Origin of the sequence: Nitrospira sp. T9, from assembly GCF_052156535.1 — a bacterium.
Lineage (GTDB): Bacteria > Nitrospirota > Nitrospiria > Nitrospirales > UBA8639 > Nitrospira_E.
In genome coordinates this window covers 330,233-347,590 of record NZ_JBQKUP010000044.1, presented here as the reverse complement: position 1 = coordinate 347,590, position 17,358 = coordinate 330,233, and the positions used below count along the sequence as shown (strand labels likewise).

13 protein-coding genes and 1 pseudogene are annotated in these 17,358 nt (G+C 46.8%); 9 read left to right on the top strand and 5 right to left on the bottom strand.

What is annotated here, in order from left to right; all coding sequences use genetic code 11:
* Positions 1-163: 163 nt before the first annotated feature.
* The 4 genes and pseudogenes from ACTRXD_RS22575 to ACTRXD_RS22560 all read right to left on the bottom strand — a co-directional run bounded on the left by ACTRXD_RS22575 (position 164) and on the right by ACTRXD_RS22560 (position 5,841).
* Positions 164-2,464 (bottom strand): hybrid sensor histidine kinase/response regulator, encoded by a 2,301-nt coding sequence (locus tag ACTRXD_RS22575; RefSeq protein ID WP_442434016.1) that lies wholly within the window; start codon positions 2,462-2,464, stop codon positions 164-166.
* An 81-nt stretch (positions 2,465-2,545) separates the two neighbouring features.
* Positions 2,546-3,829, bottom strand: coding sequence for a hypothetical protein (locus tag ACTRXD_RS22570; RefSeq protein WP_442434051.1), 1,284 nt, complete (start codon positions 3,827-3,829; stop codon positions 2,546-2,548).
* 285 nt (positions 3,830-4,114) lie between these two features.
* A pseudogene (locus ACTRXD_RS22565) lies at positions 4,115-4,765 on the bottom strand (histidine kinase N-terminal 7TM domain-containing protein); the annotation flags it as partial.
* A 350-nt stretch (positions 4,766-5,115) separates the two neighbouring features.
* On the bottom strand, positions 5,116-5,841 hold the full coding sequence (locus ACTRXD_RS22560; protein WP_442434015.1) for an HAD-IA family hydrolase: 726 nt from the start codon (positions 5,839-5,841) through the stop codon (positions 5,116-5,118).
* Between the two features lie 143 nt (positions 5,842-5,984).
* Between ACTRXD_RS22560 and ACTRXD_RS22555 the strand changes: the two genes are divergently transcribed.
* The 9 genes from ACTRXD_RS22555 to ACTRXD_RS22515 all read left to right on the top strand — a co-directional run bounded on the left by ACTRXD_RS22555 (position 5,985) and on the right by ACTRXD_RS22515 (position 16,312).
* Entirely contained in the window at positions 5,985-6,197 is a 213-nt protein-coding gene (locus ACTRXD_RS22555; RefSeq protein WP_442434014.1) for a hypothetical protein, read from the top strand.
* A gap of 92 nt (positions 6,198-6,289) precedes the next feature.
* Complete coding sequence (locus ACTRXD_RS22550; RefSeq protein WP_442434013.1) at positions 6,290-9,073, top strand: valine--tRNA ligase; 2,784 nt, start codon at positions 6,290-6,292, stop codon at positions 9,071-9,073.
* Positions 9,073-9,981, top strand: coding sequence for a carboxylating nicotinate-nucleotide diphosphorylase (nadC, locus tag ACTRXD_RS22545; protein ID WP_442434012.1), 909 nt, complete (start codon positions 9,073-9,075; stop codon positions 9,979-9,981). Before ACTRXD_RS22550 ends, nadC begins: the two co-directional genes overlap by 1 nt.
* Positions 9,982-10,013: 32 nt before the next feature.
* Positions 10,014-10,838, top strand: a complete 825-nt coding sequence (locus tag ACTRXD_RS22540) for a biotin--[acetyl-CoA-carboxylase] ligase (protein ID WP_442434011.1) — start codon at positions 10,014-10,016, stop codon at positions 10,836-10,838.
* Positions 10,839-10,878: 40 nt separating this feature from the next.
* Positions 10,879-11,655, top strand: a complete 777-nt coding sequence (locus tag ACTRXD_RS22535) for a type III pantothenate kinase (protein ID WP_442434010.1) — start codon at positions 10,879-10,881, stop codon at positions 11,653-11,655.
* A gap of 111 nt (positions 11,656-11,766) precedes the next feature.
* Positions 11,767-12,429 carry a nucleotide exchange factor GrpE gene (gene grpE / locus ACTRXD_RS22530; RefSeq protein WP_442434009.1) on the top strand — a complete coding sequence of 221 codons (663 nt, stop codon included), beginning with the start codon at positions 11,767-11,769 and terminating at the stop codon, positions 12,427-12,429.
* Positions 12,426-14,357 carry a molecular chaperone DnaK gene (gene dnaK, locus ACTRXD_RS22525; RefSeq protein WP_442434008.1) on the top strand — a complete coding sequence of 644 codons (1,932 nt, stop codon included), beginning with the start codon at positions 12,426-12,428 and terminating at the stop codon, positions 14,355-14,357. The genes grpE and dnaK overlap by 4 nt, the downstream gene beginning before the upstream one ends.
* 59 nt (positions 14,358-14,416) lie before the next feature.
* Positions 14,417-15,538: a molecular chaperone DnaJ gene (dnaJ, locus tag ACTRXD_RS22520; RefSeq protein ID WP_442434007.1), complete on the top strand. Its 1,122-nt coding sequence runs from the start codon at positions 14,417-14,419 to the stop codon at positions 15,536-15,538.
* 39 nt (positions 15,539-15,577) lie between these two features.
* On the top strand, positions 15,578-16,312 hold the full coding sequence (locus ACTRXD_RS22515) for a 16S rRNA (uracil(1498)-N(3))-methyltransferase (protein WP_442434006.1): 735 nt from the start codon (positions 15,578-15,580) through the stop codon (positions 16,310-16,312).
* Positions 16,313-16,336: 24 nt separating this feature from the next.
* On the opposite strand, the gene ACTRXD_RS22510 is transcribed toward ACTRXD_RS22515, so the two are convergent.
* A complete protein-coding gene (locus ACTRXD_RS22510) occupies positions 16,337-17,341 on the bottom strand; it encodes a WD40/YVTN/BNR-like repeat-containing protein (RefSeq protein WP_442434005.1) in 1,005 nt (334 codons plus the stop codon).
* Positions 17,342-17,358 lie beyond the last annotated feature (17 nt).

The window sequence follows — 17,358 nt, the reverse complement described above, 5'->3', positions numbered from 1 at the left end:
CAGAAATGAAAGGCCATTCCTCCCTTTCACATCTCCCGGAACCATGGCATTTTCAGGGACAGTGGTCATAGAAATAGAAAACGGGGGAATCCGTCCCCAAGAGGATTCCCCCGTTCTTAACGAACATTTATGGAAATGCAAAGGCACCCACTTTGGCCAAACCTTATGATGTCGTCTTTTCTAAAACAGAATAAAGTACCACACTGAGATCCACAAGGTTAAAAGGCTTGGCTACTCTACCCTTGAAACCGTATTCCTGATAATTGGCAAGGACAGGATCATTCGAATAACCACTTACCACAATAGCTTTAACTTGGGGGTCTATAGTTAAGAGCCGGCTGATGACTTCTTTTCCTCCTAGCCCGCCAGGTATGGTTAGATCAAGAATGACGGCTGAAAATGGGGAACCAATTTCTCTTGCCTCACAAAAATTCCTCAAGGCTTCGTCTCCGTCTTTGGCTGTTTGGTAGCTATAACCACAGGTTTCCACCATCTCACCAAGAACGTTTCGAATTTGGATTTCATCATCCATGATCAAAATTTTGCCTTGTCCTACCTTCACGCTTCGCTCCGGCAATTCTTGAGGCATTTCTTGAATGGGGATAGCGGGTAGAAATAAAGAAAAGGTACTACCTTCACCGAGTGCGGACTTCACAGCCAACAATCCGCCATGATTCCTCACAATGGAATAAGACGTTGCAAGTCCTAACCCTGACCCGGTGGACTTGGTCGTAAAATAGGGATCAAATATTTTTTCTAGATTGTCCTTTGAAATTCCAATCCCATTATCAATGAAGCGGATTTCAACCCAATCCTGAGCATGCGAAGCCATTGCTTCCAAACCCGATGGTTCAGCCCCATCTCCTGTAACATTTTGAGCTTGAATGATACATTCCCCTCCCTCCTCCATCGCTTGCCTCGCATTGATCACAAGATTATGAATCACCTGGCAAATTTGGCCTGCATCAATTGTGACCGGCCACAAATCATTGGAAATGTTAAAGATTGGACGGACATTAGAGCCCGCGAGCACCAACCGGACATTTTCATACAAGATCTCTTTTAAGAAAACAGTCTTTTTTACCGGGGCCCCTCCCTTAGAAAAAGTCAGGAGTTGTCTCGCAATATCTTGTGCTCTCAAAGAGGCATGTTCGGCCTCAGAAATCCGAGTAAATAACGGGTTGGATGAGTCCAGTGTATATTTCGCCAATGACAGTTGGCCTAAAATAGCTGTGAGTAGATTATTGAAGTCATGGGCAAGTCCTCCGGCCAAGAGCCCAAGTGATTCGAGCTTTGCGCCCTTCAACCGCTCTTCCTCCCATTTCTTTCTTTCCGTCACATCCTGGGCTATCCCAATAATCCGATGAATCCTCCCTGATGAATCCTTCACCGGAAAGGTTCGGTTGTGGATCCAGCGTAGCTCTTGGTGACCAGTGACGATTCGATATTCAATATCAAGGCCTTTCGCATCAATTCTTTTTAAAAACAAATTTTCCACCTTGGCCTGATCTTCCTGAAAAACGATGCTCAACCAATCAAAGGGATTATTCATGAGTTTTTGGGGATCCCCGCCCCAAAGTCGTTGGTAAGCAGGACTCACATAGACTATTTGCTGTAGGTCTACATCCCAGATCCAAAACACACTATCTACCGTTTCGGCCAGTTGGCGAAATTTTTCATCACTGTCTCTAAAAGCCAACTCAGCCATTCGAACGTCTGTCACATCACGACAGATCAACAAGACGGTTAAAATTTGTCCACCGATAGTTGGCTCCGGACAAAATCGTATTTCAAAATTTTTCAGTCCTTTTCCAGTAGGATGGGAAATCTCCAGGGATTCTGATATACCCTTTTTACAAACCGATTGAATTTTCTCTTCAAACACACCTGCGACCTTTTGAGAGACTCCCAACTCAATGAGTTCCTTCCCCAAATACTTTTCTGGGGGAATTGGATCAACGCTGTCCCACCACCGATTTAAATACATAACACGGTTCTTGCGATCAAATCGTCCAATAATATCGGGAAGATTACCCGTCAAGGATTGAAGCTCCCGGTCCCAGCGCTGCAATTCCTCTTTGATATGTTGGTGATCAGGGATCTCGATTAACGCCCCATGGCAGATCATTTCATTTTCGATGCTCCCCTGAGACATCACACTATTTTCTTGAACCCAAACAACCCGATTTCCTTCACCGAGCATCCGATATTCTAACCGAATGGTTACAGGCAAACGGGTGTGCTTCTCCCAAGCTCTCAAAAACAGACTCCGATCTTCCGGATGAATCCGACAAAAAAACGATTTAGAATCTTGTGTGAGTTGCTCAGGAGTTAGGCTTAGCAATGAATAAACGTAGGGACTCACAAACTCAAAATTCCGATCAATCCCCCGTTGAATGCACTGATAAACAACCAGTGGTACATGGTCAAAAACGGAACGCTCATTTTGAGAGAAACTATTCATAGAGGAAGAATGACGCAATTCAACTACCGACCTGACTCAGAGGGAGTCCGTACCCAATCTCCAGGATTCTACCAATTTTTCCTACGAAAAAGGATGACCAGCGTCTGGGGTTACCTTCACCTGCTTAAGAGGAATGGCGGGGTTACGAAAAGAAGTTAAGGAATACTCATTGCCATAGGGTAGACTGAGGGGCAGTTGGATTTGAAATCCAAGAATGCCACGCTCATTGGTCAAAAGCTGAAGGCGTCCAGAATGACGTTGAATAATTTGATGTGCAAGGATTAATCCTTGCGTGGCGGAAGGGTCAGGTTCATCAATTAAGCAATTATCAAAGTCCCACTCCTCTATTGAAACTAGCTTTGAATCCATTGACGTTTTTTCAGCTTTCCACCACATCGAAACTTGAAGCCAATTTTGCCCCAAAACCTGTCGATCAGCTTCTGTTTCAATTCTCAAAGTTCCTGACAAATGCGAGGGGTCCTTTAAGAGAAATAACAGGCCATTGAAAATGGCCTGCATGAGCCCTTGGCGATCTACAGAGACCATCGGAACATCTGGACTAAATATCTTCTCAATCATCGTCTTGTGGTAAGAAGGATTGCTCGCTACAAACAAAAGACAGGAATCAATGATATCGTGGATATGGGCTTTTGCATTCAATGATCCCGATAAGGGCTTGACATATTCCCTGATCTCTTTTGTTAAGGCTTCGATCTTCGCAAGATCTTCTCCGACTATACGATGAAGCCTATCCATAAATTCCCCGTCATGCCGTCGCATTTCAGCTACTTGAACAAAAGCTTTAATTGAGACTAATGGACTATGAAGTTCCTGAGTCAATCCATTGGCCATGGCTTCAAGCGACCGTAGGCGATCCACTTGGCAAAGTAAATTTTGGGACCGGTGAATTTCTTCGCGCAAAATAGCATTTTCTAAAGCTAAGGCAGATTCCTGAATAATTGTATTCCAAAATGTTTTTCCACCCATCATCCGAATCGCTTCACTTGACGTAGGGCCAAGCGCCAAAACACCTAATAATTGGTTATTCCCAAAGATCGGATAGAACAACTCTAATCCGGCATCTTCTAATATTTCGGCTATACGCCTCTCGCCTTCATTGGAATCTAAACCTTTTAATTCCCCAATGGAGACTTTTGCCTGCGTAAATAGTAATAATTGTGGCAGATTATCGGAGATAGCCCATCCATTCTGGATAACAGGATGATCAGGAGAAAATCCGAAATTTGAAACGGCCCTATACCGATTTTCTTCAACTTGCAAAACAAAAATTGCGGCCTTCGATGCTCCAGCACTCCTTCCAACCGTTTCTAGAATCGCCTGGCCCAAATCCTGAATAGTATGCATGCTAGCGACTTTTGAAGAAAATCTGGAGAGAGCTTGAGTCCTCAATTCCCGGCCTTTGAGTATGGTTCTCGCCACCGCGCCCTTCGTTCCCACTTTCATCTGATAAACTCCCACAACCGTCATGAGATGGAGCACAAGCTGCACGAAGGAAAACCGGACATTAATGGCACCCAGGAGAGATTTCTGGGCCAGTAGCAGCATCGGATACACTGGCTGTGAGACAAACAATAAAATAGCAAAATAGGACAATCCCTTTTCAACATACACTGAAAATTCCAACCAGTGAAATCGCAACAAGGTATAGGCTACGATTGAAATATATACCGCAAAGCCAATAGTCCCGTAGGGTAATATTTCAATCCCATACCACAAGGGATAATTAGTAGCCCCACCTATGTATCCGATTGCAGACCCTATGAGGAGATACAAAAATTGCCTTCGACGCAATCCCCTTTCCTTCGCATAGGCTTGAATAAGAAGAAGATGGGCAAAGATTACAAGACCGATCCACCAAATCAAACAAAAATGAAAGACCAGGCCAGGCACACCCCAAAACGGAAAAACGGAAATTTGGCGAACACCTTGAATAAAGAAAGGTGTAAAATCGGCAAAAAGGAATACGCCTCCCACAAGGTAATTCCATTTAATCGTAGTGTTATAAATATTCTCCTTCCCAAGTAAATACAAAACATGATGCAGAAATGTAATGGGAATAAAGATAGCCCCGGCCATTAATATGCGAAGATTGAGGAGCGCAAAAAACTCGGAATCCGCGACTTGCCAGGCAAAATAACCAAAACTCCATAAAGCAGTGGCGATCCCAAATAAACCAAACGTCCAATGCCTGGGATCCTTTGGAGCGCGGAAGTAGACAAAGGACGCCAACCCGCTAGCGGCCAACCCATTCAACAATCCACTGATGGCAAAGAATTCCACGGGTTTCGTGTTTTTGACGAAGGAGTATTAACTTACGGATTCCACACCTGGAAAGAGTTCATCATGGTAAAAAGGCCGCACCAGCCTTGAAGGGGTCTACTTTGATTGTGAACCGTAACCTGAATGGCCAAAATGGTCAAGTATTCCCATTTTGATTTTATTTGGGCTTCTTAGGCTCCCTAGTATCGTAAAGGATTGCCTTGCGATCTTGGTGCCTGACCACTGGCCGCCATTCGGCATTTCAAGTTTCACCCTCTTACTTACCCATCGGTTAGGGAAAGGCAATGGGAGCCTGATTTTCAATTCGCACGCGAGAAGGTTGTGAAAAAGTTTGAATGCAGGGTGGGGTTTTAGAGATGCAAGAGATTGTATGAAGACAGTTGATTTAAATTTGAAAGGGTCTGTGAATGATGAGGGAGGCTATTTGTTGAACGATCAATCAAGACGGCATGGAGACCAGCCTGTCGAGCCCCTTCAAAATCCTCAATAGGATGATCTCCCACATGAAGTGCTTCTTGAGGGATCACCATATGTTCATCAAGGGCATGAGCAAAAATATTTTTGGCTGGCTTGGCGGACCCGACCAAACCGGAAATGGTCACAGAATCAAAAAACGTGTTGAGACCAAGCCCACGCGAAACTTGAAAAAACCGACTATCAAAATTGGAAATAATTCCGAGTTCAAAGCCCTTCCCCTTCAGTTCAGCTAATATTTCGAGCGTTTCAGGAAACAGCTCCCAATGAATAGGCTTCCCAAACGCCTCGAATACCTCCTCAAAAAACTCGTCAAATCCTTCGAACATCCCTACCCGATAAAAAACGGCATGCACAACATCAAACCACCACAACCGTTCGCACTGTTTGAGTTTTTCCGGCCGCTCCACCGAGAAAATCGGAAGAGGCATGTCTTTCATGGTTTGCTTGAATGCTGCATTCAATGCATGTTGGGTGTGTTCGGTGTCCGGGACCCCGTATTTTTTGGCATATGTTAAATAGACCTCCCCTACCGATCCCTTCACATCGAATAAAGTCCCTACGGCATCAAAAAAAATGACTTTTATGGGGGAGGAACTCATACAATTATAAAGGGGGAGGGAAGAGGATCAAGGGCGTAGGGACCGATGAACTGTCCTCCGCCCCAAAATAGCCTTGTAGGGTCGTTCGATCAAACGAAAACCATAAGGATGGAAATTTGAGAAGAGAAATGAGGCTCTATGGAATGAAGGCCACGGCCTCAATAAAACCGGTTCCTATTTCTTTTTGCCCTTTTCACGCCTGGTCACTTCTAAACCTTTTACCCGCTGTTGATTTTTTCGATGTTTTCTTCGCAGATCACGATCTTTTTGCCGACCACGTGGCATGGGTGATTCTCCTGAGTGAATTGAAAATTTTAGGAAATTTAATAGAATTTGTTTTACCACAGGCATCATAGAGGGAACAAGAGTCGTATTGCGGGCCTGTAGGGCCCGTGATAACATCGGAGACTTTTTTTGCCAATTCCAAAACACCCTATCTAACGATAGTATGTCATCTTCACAGTTAGAAAAAACCTATAATCCTAATGAAGTTGAGCAGCGGTGGGGGTCCTATTGGATAGAGCACCATCTCTTCCAGCCTGACCTTGGCAACCAATCTCAATCATTTTGCCTGGTCATTCCTCCGCCAAATGTCACCGGATCACTCCACATCGGCCATGCCCTCAATACGACCATCCAGGACATCATCGCTCGATGGCGACGCATGCAGGGACTAAAGACTCTTTGGGTTCCTGGAACAGACCATGCGGGGATTGCGACCCAAAATGTAGTCGAGCGGCAACTCGCGCAGGAAGGTCAGTCACGAGAACACGTCGGGCGCTTGGCCTTCATCGACCGGGTCTGGAAGTGGAGACACCAATCGGGAGATACTATTATCGAACAATTAAAACAGTTAGGAGCCTCCTGCGATTGGTCTCGTCTCCGGTTTACCATGGACGAAGGACTTTCCCAGGCTGTTCGAGAGGTGTTTGTTCGTCTGTACGAGGAAGGACTTATTTACCGAGGGGAACGCTTAATAAATTGGTGCCCGCGCTGCCTGACAGCCCTGTCCGACATTGAAGTCGAGCACGAACCAATTAAGGGAAAGCTCTATCACATTCAGTATTTTCTCGCTGACGATCCAACACAATTCCTCATGGTGGCCACTACCAGACCAGAGACCGTTCTGGGAGATACCGCAGTGGCTGTCCACCCTGAGGATCCTCGCTACCAGCAGTATATTGGAAAAGAAGTTCGCGTCCCTTTGACGACCCGAACCATTCCCATTTTAGCTGATCCGATTTTAGTTGACCGGGAATTTGGAACCGGAGCCGTCAAAATTACACCTGCACATGACTTTAATGACTTTGAAGCAGGCGAGCGACACGGTCTTCCGCGCCTTTCCATACTCGATTTCCAAGCTCGAATGAGCCCATCAGGACTTCAGGAAGCTCAAGCAGACTCCAGACTTCAAACCATACTCAACCTTAAGACAGTCCAGGAAGCCCGCAACATGGTGATAGAAGCCCTGGAGAAGCAAGAACTCCTCTTAAAGGTTGAAGATCATGCCATGGCCATCGGGAAATGTTATCGATGTAAAACTGTTGTCGAACCCTATCTTTCACCGCAATGGTTCGTCAAAATCCAACCTTTGGCAACTCCTGCCATCCAAGCGGTCGAAACCGGACACATTCGAATTATTCCCGATGGATGGAAAAACAATTATCTGGGCTGGATGCGCCAGATCAAAGATTGGTGCATTTCCCGCCAAATCTGGTGGGGACATCAAATTCCCGCCTGGTACTGTCGAACCTGCAACAAGGACAAGTTCCTCCAAACTAGCCAGGTTGGCGAAGCTCATAGCGACAAAATGATTCCTTCCGACCTCACAATGAGCTGCTTTATCACCCCCGATGCACAACCCATTGTCTCGAGAACTCCACCACAATCCTGTCCAACATGCGGCGGGACCAACCTTTTTCAAGACCCTGATGTATTGGATACCTGGTTTTCATCGTCCCTCTGGCCATTTTCTACACTCGGGTGGCCGGAAGACACAGAAGACTTTAAATCATTTTACCCAACAGCAACCTTAGTCACCGGACTGGACATTCTCTTTTTTTGGGTTGCCAGAATGATCATGATGGGTCTGAAATTTACGGGGCAGGTCCCATTCCGTGATGTGTACATTCATGCCCTGGTTCGAGACGCCGAGGGTCAGAAGATGAGCAAATCCAAAGGAAATGTGATTGATCCCCTAACCAAAATGCGACAATATGGAACGGATGCCCTGCGGTTTACTCTGGCCTCAATGGCCTCTCCTGGCCGGGACATTAAACTGGCCGAGGAGCGCATTGAAGGGTATCGAAATTTTGTCACAAAACTCTGGAATGCCGCACGATTTATTCATCTCTATGCGGACGGACCACGGACATCGCTCGCACCAGAGTTCCGACCTTTTCCAGATCGATGGATTCTCAGCCGACTGAACCATACGATCCGTGAAGTGAGCAAAGCCTTTGAAGACTATCGCTTTGACCAAGCCGCCTCTGCTCTGTATCAATTCATATGGCATGAATATTGTGATTGGTTCATAGAACTCGCCAAACCCTGCCTCCAACAGGAAAATCATCCTGATGCGCCTGCCACCCGCCAGACACTCTTGGAATCTTTTGAAATCATCCAACGGCTGTTACACCCCGTGATGCCATTTATTACCGAAGAAATATGGCAATCCTTCCCGCACGAAGGGCGATCAATCATGACCCAACCCTTTCCTGCTGAAAAGCCGGAATGGGTCAATGCTGAAGCCGAACAGGCTTTTTTATTTCTCCAAGCGTTTGTCAACACGGCGAGAACCGGGCGAGCCTTCCTGAATATTTCCTCCGCTCAAACCCCTTCGATCTATGGAGCGAGCACCGAGGTCAATGACACGGCCATTCTGACCTTTCTTGCGCCCTATATCGAGTCAATTCTCCGCTCATCGGTCATCACAGACCAGGGCATTCCTTCTCTCCGTACATTACAATTGCCTTCTGGTCATTTCAGCACCATTGGCATCCCTGTTCCCAATGAGGTTGACCTTCATGAAGTAGTTAAAAAAATTCAGAAACAAATAGGAGAAAAAGAGAAGGAAGTGCAGCGCCTTGGCAGTCGGTTATCCTCTTCTGAATTCAGGCAGAAAGCGGAGCCTTCCGTGATCCAGGAATCAGAAGACCGCCGTACCAAGCTGATCGATGAGTTGGAAATTCTGAATATGACGGAACAACAACTGGTTTCGATGACGACCTGATGGGTGCATCTTCTCTCGCCTCGCCTCCTCCCCTTTTCTCCATCCGGCGCGTAATCAGCGCTGCGCTGGAAGAGGACCTTGCCTACGGAGACCTGACCTCAACCCTTCTCATTCCACCAACTCTATTAGCTCGCGCCGACATCATCGCGAAAACCCACATGATCGTGGCAGGTGTGGCCGTTGCCAGGGAGGTTTTTCAGTCAGTCGATTCAACCCTTGAACTTACCACTCATGCTGGCGATGGAAACATGGTGCGCCCGTCAACCACTATCCTGAGCATGAAAGGAAAGGCGCAATCGCTCCTTCAAGGCGAACGAATCGCCCTGAATTTCCTCCAACGGCTTTCGGGAATTAGCACGCTCACCCATCGGTTCTGTGAGGCTGTTCGTGATTTTCCAGTCGCTTTAGTGGACACACGAAAAACAACGCCGGGACTCCGGGCCTTAGAAAAATGGGCCGTCCGCCTTGGCGGGGGTAAAAATCATCGCTTCTCACTCCATGACGGCATTCTCATTAAAGATAATCACTTGATGGTTATGGCATCCCAACGGATGAACATCACCCAGACTTGTTTATGGGCCAAGCAACATGCCCCGCATGGCCTTCAAATTTGCGTGGAAGTCGAAACAATTGCTCAGGTCCGACAGGCCTTGAAGGGAAAAGCCGATGTCCTTTTATTGGATAACATGACCCCCGATCGTGTCAGACAGGCCATTGACATCATCCAAAAGCAGGCCCTGGTGGAAGTATCAGGAGGTATGACCTTGGACAATGTTCGAGATATGGCGAAAGCCGGACCGGATTTCATCTCTATTGGGGCACTCACACATTCCGCCCCATCCATGGACCTCTCCATGGAGATCGTTCCTCTCCGAACAAAAAGACGTTCTCAAAAGCGCCAATCATGAGACTGGTTTTCCTCTAACCCCCTGACTAATCAGTGCTATCCTCCACAAAACTAGCCGCCCTTCTTCCCTCAAAAAAATTTGGCGATACCCTTTATATTTTTGATGAATTAGCCTCAACCAATGCGTTTGCCGTGGAAAAAGCCAAGACCCAAGCACTTTCTGGAACTGTCATTCTGGCCGACAGACAAATCGCGGGACGAGGTCGATTAGATCGGTCTTGGTTTTCCCCAGGCAAGTCCAATATTTACGGATCTCTCCTTTTTGTCCATGAGACACCCATTCAATATTTAGGATGGGTTCCTCTCATGGCCGGGGTGGCCATTGCCCAGGCACTCGAACAACAGACATCTCTTCGTATCGATCTAAAGTGGCCCAATGACTTATTAATTGGAGGACGTAAATTGGGTGGCATTTTATGTGATTCCTTTCGGAATCCAAAACACCATTTCTGCGTGGTAATCGGATTTGGGATTAACGTTAACCTCACGCCACCGGAATTTCCTTCAGAACTTCAAACGAGCGCGACTTCTCTGCAGATCCATTGTCATTGTGCTGTGGACAGAGAAGAGCTCATCATGAAGGTGATCGCATCACTGGAAAAAAACTGGGAAAACCTGAGGGCCAACGGGCCTCTGTCTTATCTTGTGGAATACACACATTGGTGTGTCACCATTGGACAAACAATTCAGGTTCAGTTTCCTGATGGAAGCCAACTTCAAGGGCTGGCTCATTCCATAGGAGAACACGGCCAACTCCGAGTCATTCCCTCCCCTTCCGACTCAAACGATCAATCAGCTAGGATTCGAGATATTCATTCCGGCGAAATCCTTCATCTTCGTACAGCCGCACAACCATGACCCATCTCTGAAGAACTGCTCAAAAGGAGTGACCTTTTTTATGCTGCTAGCCATCGACATTGGAAACTCACAGATTGTCTGTGGCGTTTTTCAAGACAGCATACTGATCTCACACTGGCGCTTATCCACCGACCATTCCAAGACTCCTGATGAATATAGCATTATTCTTCGCTCCCTCCTTCAATTTCATAAAATCCTGCCAGGAGACATTTTAGGCTGTATTGTCACTAGTGTGGTCCCCCCTCTCACACATATTTTCGACATGTTGGCCCAATCATTATTCGGACAACAACCTTTAATCGTCACTAGCGCATGTCCTCATGGTCTCATCCTCCGATACAGTAATCCAGAGGAAATTGGCACAGACCGTCTCGTCAATGCGGCTGCAGCATTTGCCCGCTATAGACGATATCTGATTATTGTGGATTTTGGGACTGCGACCACATTTTGTATCGTCACTCAACAAGGCGAGTACCTAGGTGGAACCATTGCCCCCGGCTTAAAAAGCGCAGCAGATACCCTCCATACCAAAACAGCAAAGCTTCCAAAAGTTGATTTGGTCATCCCAGCATCTGTGATTGGCAAAGACACGACTTCCAGTATGCAGGCAGGAATCATGTATGGATATGCTGGATTGGTTGATGAAATCGTGAGGAGAATTCAGCAGGAAATCGGAGAATCCCCACTTGTCATCGCGACTGGCGGGTTGGCCCAAACAATTGTTCCAATTTCGCACACTATTCAGGAGGTTAGACCCCACCTCACACTAGAAGGCTTAAAGCTCCTCTATGATCGCATGAACCATTCCTGTGGATAACTTATTCCGGATTCTAATTACTTTAGCTTAACCAAAAATCATAAGAAATTTAAGAAGATGGGTTGACTTGCCAGATGAAGTGACTATCTAACTTGCCATAAGCAATTTGAAATGTCTCTCTCTTCTTACTGGTCATTTATGACGCAACAATCGGGAAAAGGTAAAACCATGTCCTCAACAGAGGAAACTACTGGAGAAGTGACTACAGAAGAAGTCAGTCCTCAAGAACATTCGACCGGGGACACATCAGAAAGTGCTTCTGAAAACGGCGGAACGCCAGAAGAAGAACTTCAAATTTTTCAAGATAAATATTTGCGCCTGGCCGCAGAATTTGAAAACTACAAACGCCGGGCCCAGCGGGATCAGAACGATTCTATTCGATTTGGCAATGAATCATTATTGAAAAATTTACTTCCTATTATTGATAACCTTGAGCGAGCCATTCAATGCGCGAAAGATGCAGGAACGAGTGGCCCATTACTAGAGGGGGTAGAGCTTACCCACAAACAATTTCTGGAAACCGTCGCCAAAGTTGGCGTTCGACAACTAAGCACCACAGGAAACTCCTTTGATCCTGCTATTCATCAAGCAGTGACCCAGGTGGAATCGGAAAACATGGAGCCGAACACGGTCATCGAGGAATTTCAAAAAGGATATTTATTGCACGATCGCATTTTACGTCCGGCTATGGTAAGCGTGGCGAAAGAAAAATCAGAACTGACAGAACCTGGTTCGACTGAAGAATCTGGTGAAGAGGGAGGAATACACGTATGAGCAAAATTATTGGAATTGACTTAGGAACAACAAATTCTTGCGTGGCCGTAATGAGCGGTGGAGACCCAACGGTCATTGCCAATTCAGAAGGCGGACGAACCACCCCTTCGGTTGTGGCTTTGACCGATAAGGACGAACGATTGGTCGGACAGATTGCCAAACGGCAAGCCATAACCAATCCGGAAAACACTATTTATTCGGTGAAACGGCTGATGGGAAGAAAGTATTCTTCTTCCGAGGTCAAAAATGCCGCAAACCGGCTATCCTATAAAACGGCCGAAGGTGCTAATGGGGATGCCCACGTCATCATTCGAGGGAAAAGCTATAGTCCAGCAGAAGTTTCAGCCATGATCCTTCAAAAAATGAAGCAAACCGCTGAAGATTATTTAGGAGAAAAAGTGACGGATGCTGTCATTACGGTCCCAGCCTATTTTGATGATAGCCAACGCCAGGCTACCAAGGACGCAGGGAAGATCGCGGGCTTAAATGTCTTGCGCATTATTAATGAGCCGACTGCAGCATCACTCGCCTATGGACTCGACAAGAAAAAAGATGAACGTATCGCGGTCTACGATCTCGGTGGTGGAACCTTTGACGTTTCCATTCTAGAAATCGGAGAAGGAGTCTTTGAAGTCAAATCCACAAATGGGGATACCTTTTTGGGGGGAGACGACTTTGATCTTCGGGTCATGGATTGGTTGGTTGAAGAATTCAAAAAAGATCAAGGAATCGATTTACGGAATGATCGAATGGCCCTTCAACGACTGAAAGAAGCAGCCGAACGGGCAAAAATCGAGCTTTCCTCCTCCCAAGAAACCGAAATAAACTTACCCTTCATCACCGCCGATGCCAGTGGACCAAAACATTTGGTACTTAAACTCACCAGGTCAAAATATGAGCAATTGGTGAATGATTTAATTGAGCGAACAATCGAACCTTGCAAAAAAGCTCTTGCCGATGCTGACATGACCACCAGCGACATCAATGAAATTGTCTTGGTAGGTGGAATGACTCGGATGCCGAAAGTGATTGAGCGAGTTAAGCAATTCTTTGGAAAGGAACCCCACCGTGGAGTGAATCCTGATGAAGTCGTGGCAATCGGTGCGGCCATTCAGGGTGGAGTCCTCAAGGGAGATGTGAAGGATGTCCTGTTATTGGATGTCACCCCGCTTTCACTCGGCATCGAAACCTTGGGGGGAATCTTCACGAAACTCATCGAACGCAACACCACCATCCCCACCAAAAAGAGTCAAATTTTTTCAACCGCCGCCGACAATCAAACTGCCGTGACCATCAGAGTTTTCCAAGGTGAGCGGGAAATGGCCAATGACAATAAACTATTGGGACAGTTTGATTTAGTGGGTCTTCCGATGGCACCAAGAGGTGTTCCGCAAGTTGAAGTCACATTTGATATCGACGCTAATGGCATTGTGCATGTCTCAGCCAAAGATATGGCCACGCAAAAAGAACAATCAATCAAGATCACGGCATCTAGCGGATTAAGTAAGGAAGAAGTTGAGCGTTTGGTTAAGGAAGCTCAAAGTCATACCGAAGAAGACAAAAAGAAACGGGAATTGGTCGAAGTCAAAAATCAAGCCGACACCCTTATTTATAGTACAGAAAAGAATTTGAGCGAACATGGAGACAAGATTGAGGAAACGGAGAAGTCCAACATCACCGAGGCGGTAGACGCACTTCGTAAAGCTATGGAGGGAACGGACCTCGAAGCGATTAAAACCGCCATGCAAAACCTCACCACCTCCTCTCACAAATTAGCAGAGGAAATGTACAAAAAGGCTTCTACGGATGCCTCTGCCAGCGGCTCTGGACCAGAAGACGGCCCTGGAACCACTGGCGGTGAAAGCGCTGGTAGTGAGGAAAAAGTTGTAGATGCAGAATTTGAAGAAGTTGATAAAGGCAAAAATTAAAAACTTTTGAACAGATTGATGAGCATGGGCATACATTATTCCACCTTTGGAAAACGCTGATGGCACAGACCCAAAAACGAGATTATTATGAAATTCTCGGGGTGGACCGCAATGCCTCGGAAGAAGACATTAAAAAAGGCTTTAGAAAACTTGCCAGGCAACATCACCCGGATTTGCATGCCGACCCAGTTCAGAAAAAAGCGGCTGAGGAAAAGTTTAAGGAAGCCGGGGAAGCCTATGAAGTGCTCAGCGATCCAGATCGCCGAAAAAAATATGACATGTTTGGTCATGCGGCGGCTGGCCAGGGAGGAGCCGATGGATTCGGGTTTGGAGGTGGCGGCTTCGGAGATATGTTTGGGGATATCTTTGAAGACTTTTTCGGTGGAGGCAGAGGGCATAATAGAGCTGAACAGGGCAATGATCTTCAATATAACTTAGAAATTTCCTTTGAAGAGGCCATTAACGGCAAGGAAGCCAAACTCAAAATTCCTCGTTGGGAAGTCTGTGAAACCTGCCATGGAACTGGCGCCAAATCCGATCAAGCCGTCAAACCCTGTTCCGCATGCCGTGGGGCGGGACAAATACGGTTACAACAGGGTTTTTTCACTATTAATCGAACCTGTGGACAATGCCAAGGATCAGGTCAAGTCATCGCTGACCCGTGCAAGACATGTAGAGGACAAAGACGCGTTCACAAGGAACGGCTTTTAGCAGTCACCATTCCAGCTGGAGTCGAATCCGGCATGAGACTTCGACTTTCCCATGAAGGCGAACATGGTATGAACGGCGGACCTCCTGGAGATTTGTATGTGGCGCTCAATGTACGGCCTCATCCCCACTTTCAACGGAAAGGCCAAGAGATCCTCTATGACCTTCGCTTGGATTTTGTTACAGCGACACTTGGGGGAAAAGTCGAAGTGCCTACATTAAGTGGGACCACCATGGTAAAAATCCCTGGAGGGACCCAACACGATCAAATTCTCCGCCTCAAAGGGTTGGGCGCTCCTGGGCTTAAGTCCCAAACTCGTGGCGATCAACTGATTCGGACGAAAATTCAAATTCCTACAAAACTAACCCCAAAACAACACGAACTACTTTCCGCCTATGCGGAGGAGTGCGGAATATCTACGGACACGCAAGGAGAAGGCCTGTTCGATAAAGTTAAAAACATGTTTGATTAACCAGCCTCTTTTACTGCCTCTCCCTCCCCACGGAAACAGATGCCCGTCTTTTTCATCCATTCAACCCAGGTTGATGATGGAAGAATCACGATCTCCGATCCCTTATTCAGCCATCTTTCAAAAAGTTTACGAATGAGACCTGGAGACCAGCTGATTCTTAATGATGAGCAAAATTGTCGATACCATACAACAATTCTTCAAATAACCAAGCAGGCTATCTACTCGACGGTTCTGAGCATTCAAGAATCCCCGCTCTCCTCCACTACCCCTATCACCCTGGCACAAGCTATTTTAAAAGGAGAGAAAATGGCCTGGGTCATACAAAAAGCCACTGAACTTGGCGTCCATGCGCTGGCACCACTGAATACCGAAAGAGTCATTCCACGCCTGTCTCCAGCGCAGGCCACGAATTATCAGGAACGATGGGATCGCATTGCCCTGGAAGCGGCACAGCAAAGTGAGCGATGGAGCATCCCAAAAATTCTTCCCATACAGACCTTCCAGGATTTCCTACGGCAGAAAAATAAAGGGTTACAAATTATGTTGGCCGAGCGGCAGGAGAAGGCTTCACTATCGACCATACCCTTACCATCTGATGATCCGAATGGCATTACGGTGCTCATCGGCCCAGAAGGAGGTTGGACGAAGGAGGAACGAGAGATGGCCAAAAACATGAATGTCGTTTTTGCCACGTTGGGCCAGGGAATTTTACGAGCAGAAACAGCCAGCCTGGCTTCACTAGTCATTCTACAGGGCCGACTCAACTATTTGTGAGGAGTAAAACGGAAGCGCCCAGCACTAGGGATGAGATGGCGAAGAATTCAAACGAATGATCGTCCCATGGTCTCCCACAGCAAACCCATTGGAAAGTTCAAGGAATGATTGAGCGTACAGGGTTTCAGAGTTTAGGGGTTCAATTTCCTGCCATGTAAAGCCGGCGTCATGAGTCTCTAAAATGGTCCCCCGCTCACCAACAATTCGACCAACCAGTGAATTTATAAAACTAATATTTACCAAATCGGCTGGTTTAATGCATGGACTTCCACAGGGTCGAGTGTGATCAACCCATACTTCGCCTCCATTCAGCGTTTGAAACATAGTTCCCTGCGTCCCAACAACCCATCCAGCCACATTATCCGTAAACACAATATCAAAAAATGTGGCGGGATTATTGGTGGTCTGAAGCCCCCAACTCTTTCCCCCGTCAGTAGTCGCCAAGATGACACCAAGGGCACCAACGGCCCAACCATGTTTTTCATTAAGAAAATGAACACCAAAGAGATCTGCTGTCGTCCCACTGACCTGATCAGCCCAGCTCTCTCCCCCGTCCTCAGTGTGTAAAATGACACCACGGGAACCGACCACCCATCCATGTTCAGGTGTAAGAAAATCAGCCGCGTAGAGCGTTCCATTTGTCCCACTCTCCTGCGGGATCCACTTTTTTCCACCATTTCCAGTATGCAATATCGTTCCGTTTTGTCCAAGAATCCATCCGTGCGTTGCATCCGCAAAAGTCACCGCAGTTAATAACGCATTGGTGCGTCGAGGGCTCGAATTCCAGGTAGCTCCACCGTCGTCGGTGTGAAGAATCGTTCCTCCTGCTCCAACGATCCATCCCTTCCTGGCATCCAGAAAATGCACACCAAGAAAAGTCACCTTGGTAGGACTGGCCTGGAGTGTGAGAGCAGACGGAGTGGTTTGAGGAAAGGTTGGCTGAGGGTTCACAACTAAGACTATACCAGCAAGGACTCCCAACACACACAGACCTTTCACCATTCGATTCCAGTCAGGGAGATTTTTCATTAGATCATGTTTCCCAA

Coding starts and splice junctions, on each gene's coding strand:
- ACTRXD_RS22575 (WP_442434016.1), bottom strand. CDS start 2,464: ATGAATAGTTTCTCTCAAAATGAGCGTTCCGTTTTTGACCATGTACCA.
- ACTRXD_RS22570 (WP_442434051.1), bottom strand. CDS start 3,829: ATGCATACTATTCAGGATTTGGGCCAGGCGATTCTAGAAACGGTTGGA.
- ACTRXD_RS22560 (WP_442434015.1), bottom strand. CDS start 5,841: ATGAGTTCCTCCCCCATAAAAGTCATTTTTTTTGATGCCGTAGGGACT.
- ACTRXD_RS22555 (WP_442434014.1), top strand. CDS start 5,985: ATGAAGGCCACGGCCTCAATAAAACCGGTTCCTATTTCTTTTTGCCCT.
- ACTRXD_RS22550 (WP_442434013.1), top strand. CDS start 6,290: ATGTCATCTTCACAGTTAGAAAAAACCTATAATCCTAATGAAGTTGAG.
- nadC (WP_442434012.1), top strand. CDS start 9,073: ATGGGTGCATCTTCTCTCGCCTCGCCTCCTCCCCTTTTCTCCATCCGG.
- ACTRXD_RS22535 (WP_442434010.1), top strand. CDS start 10,879: ATGCTGCTAGCCATCGACATTGGAAACTCACAGATTGTCTGTGGCGTT.
- grpE (WP_442434009.1), top strand. CDS start 11,767: ATGTCTCTCTCTTCTTACTGGTCATTTATGACGCAACAATCGGGAAAA.
- dnaK (WP_442434008.1), top strand. CDS start 12,426: ATGAGCAAAATTATTGGAATTGACTTAGGAACAACAAATTCTTGCGTG.
- dnaJ (WP_442434007.1), top strand. CDS start 14,417: ATGGCACAGACCCAAAAACGAGATTATTATGAAATTCTCGGGGTGGAC.
- ACTRXD_RS22515 (WP_442434006.1), top strand. CDS start 15,578: ATGCCCGTCTTTTTCATCCATTCAACCCAGGTTGATGATGGAAGAATC.
- ACTRXD_RS22510 (WP_442434005.1), bottom strand. CDS start 17,341: ATGAAAAATCTCCCTGACTGGAATCGAATGGTGAAAGGTCTGTGTGTG.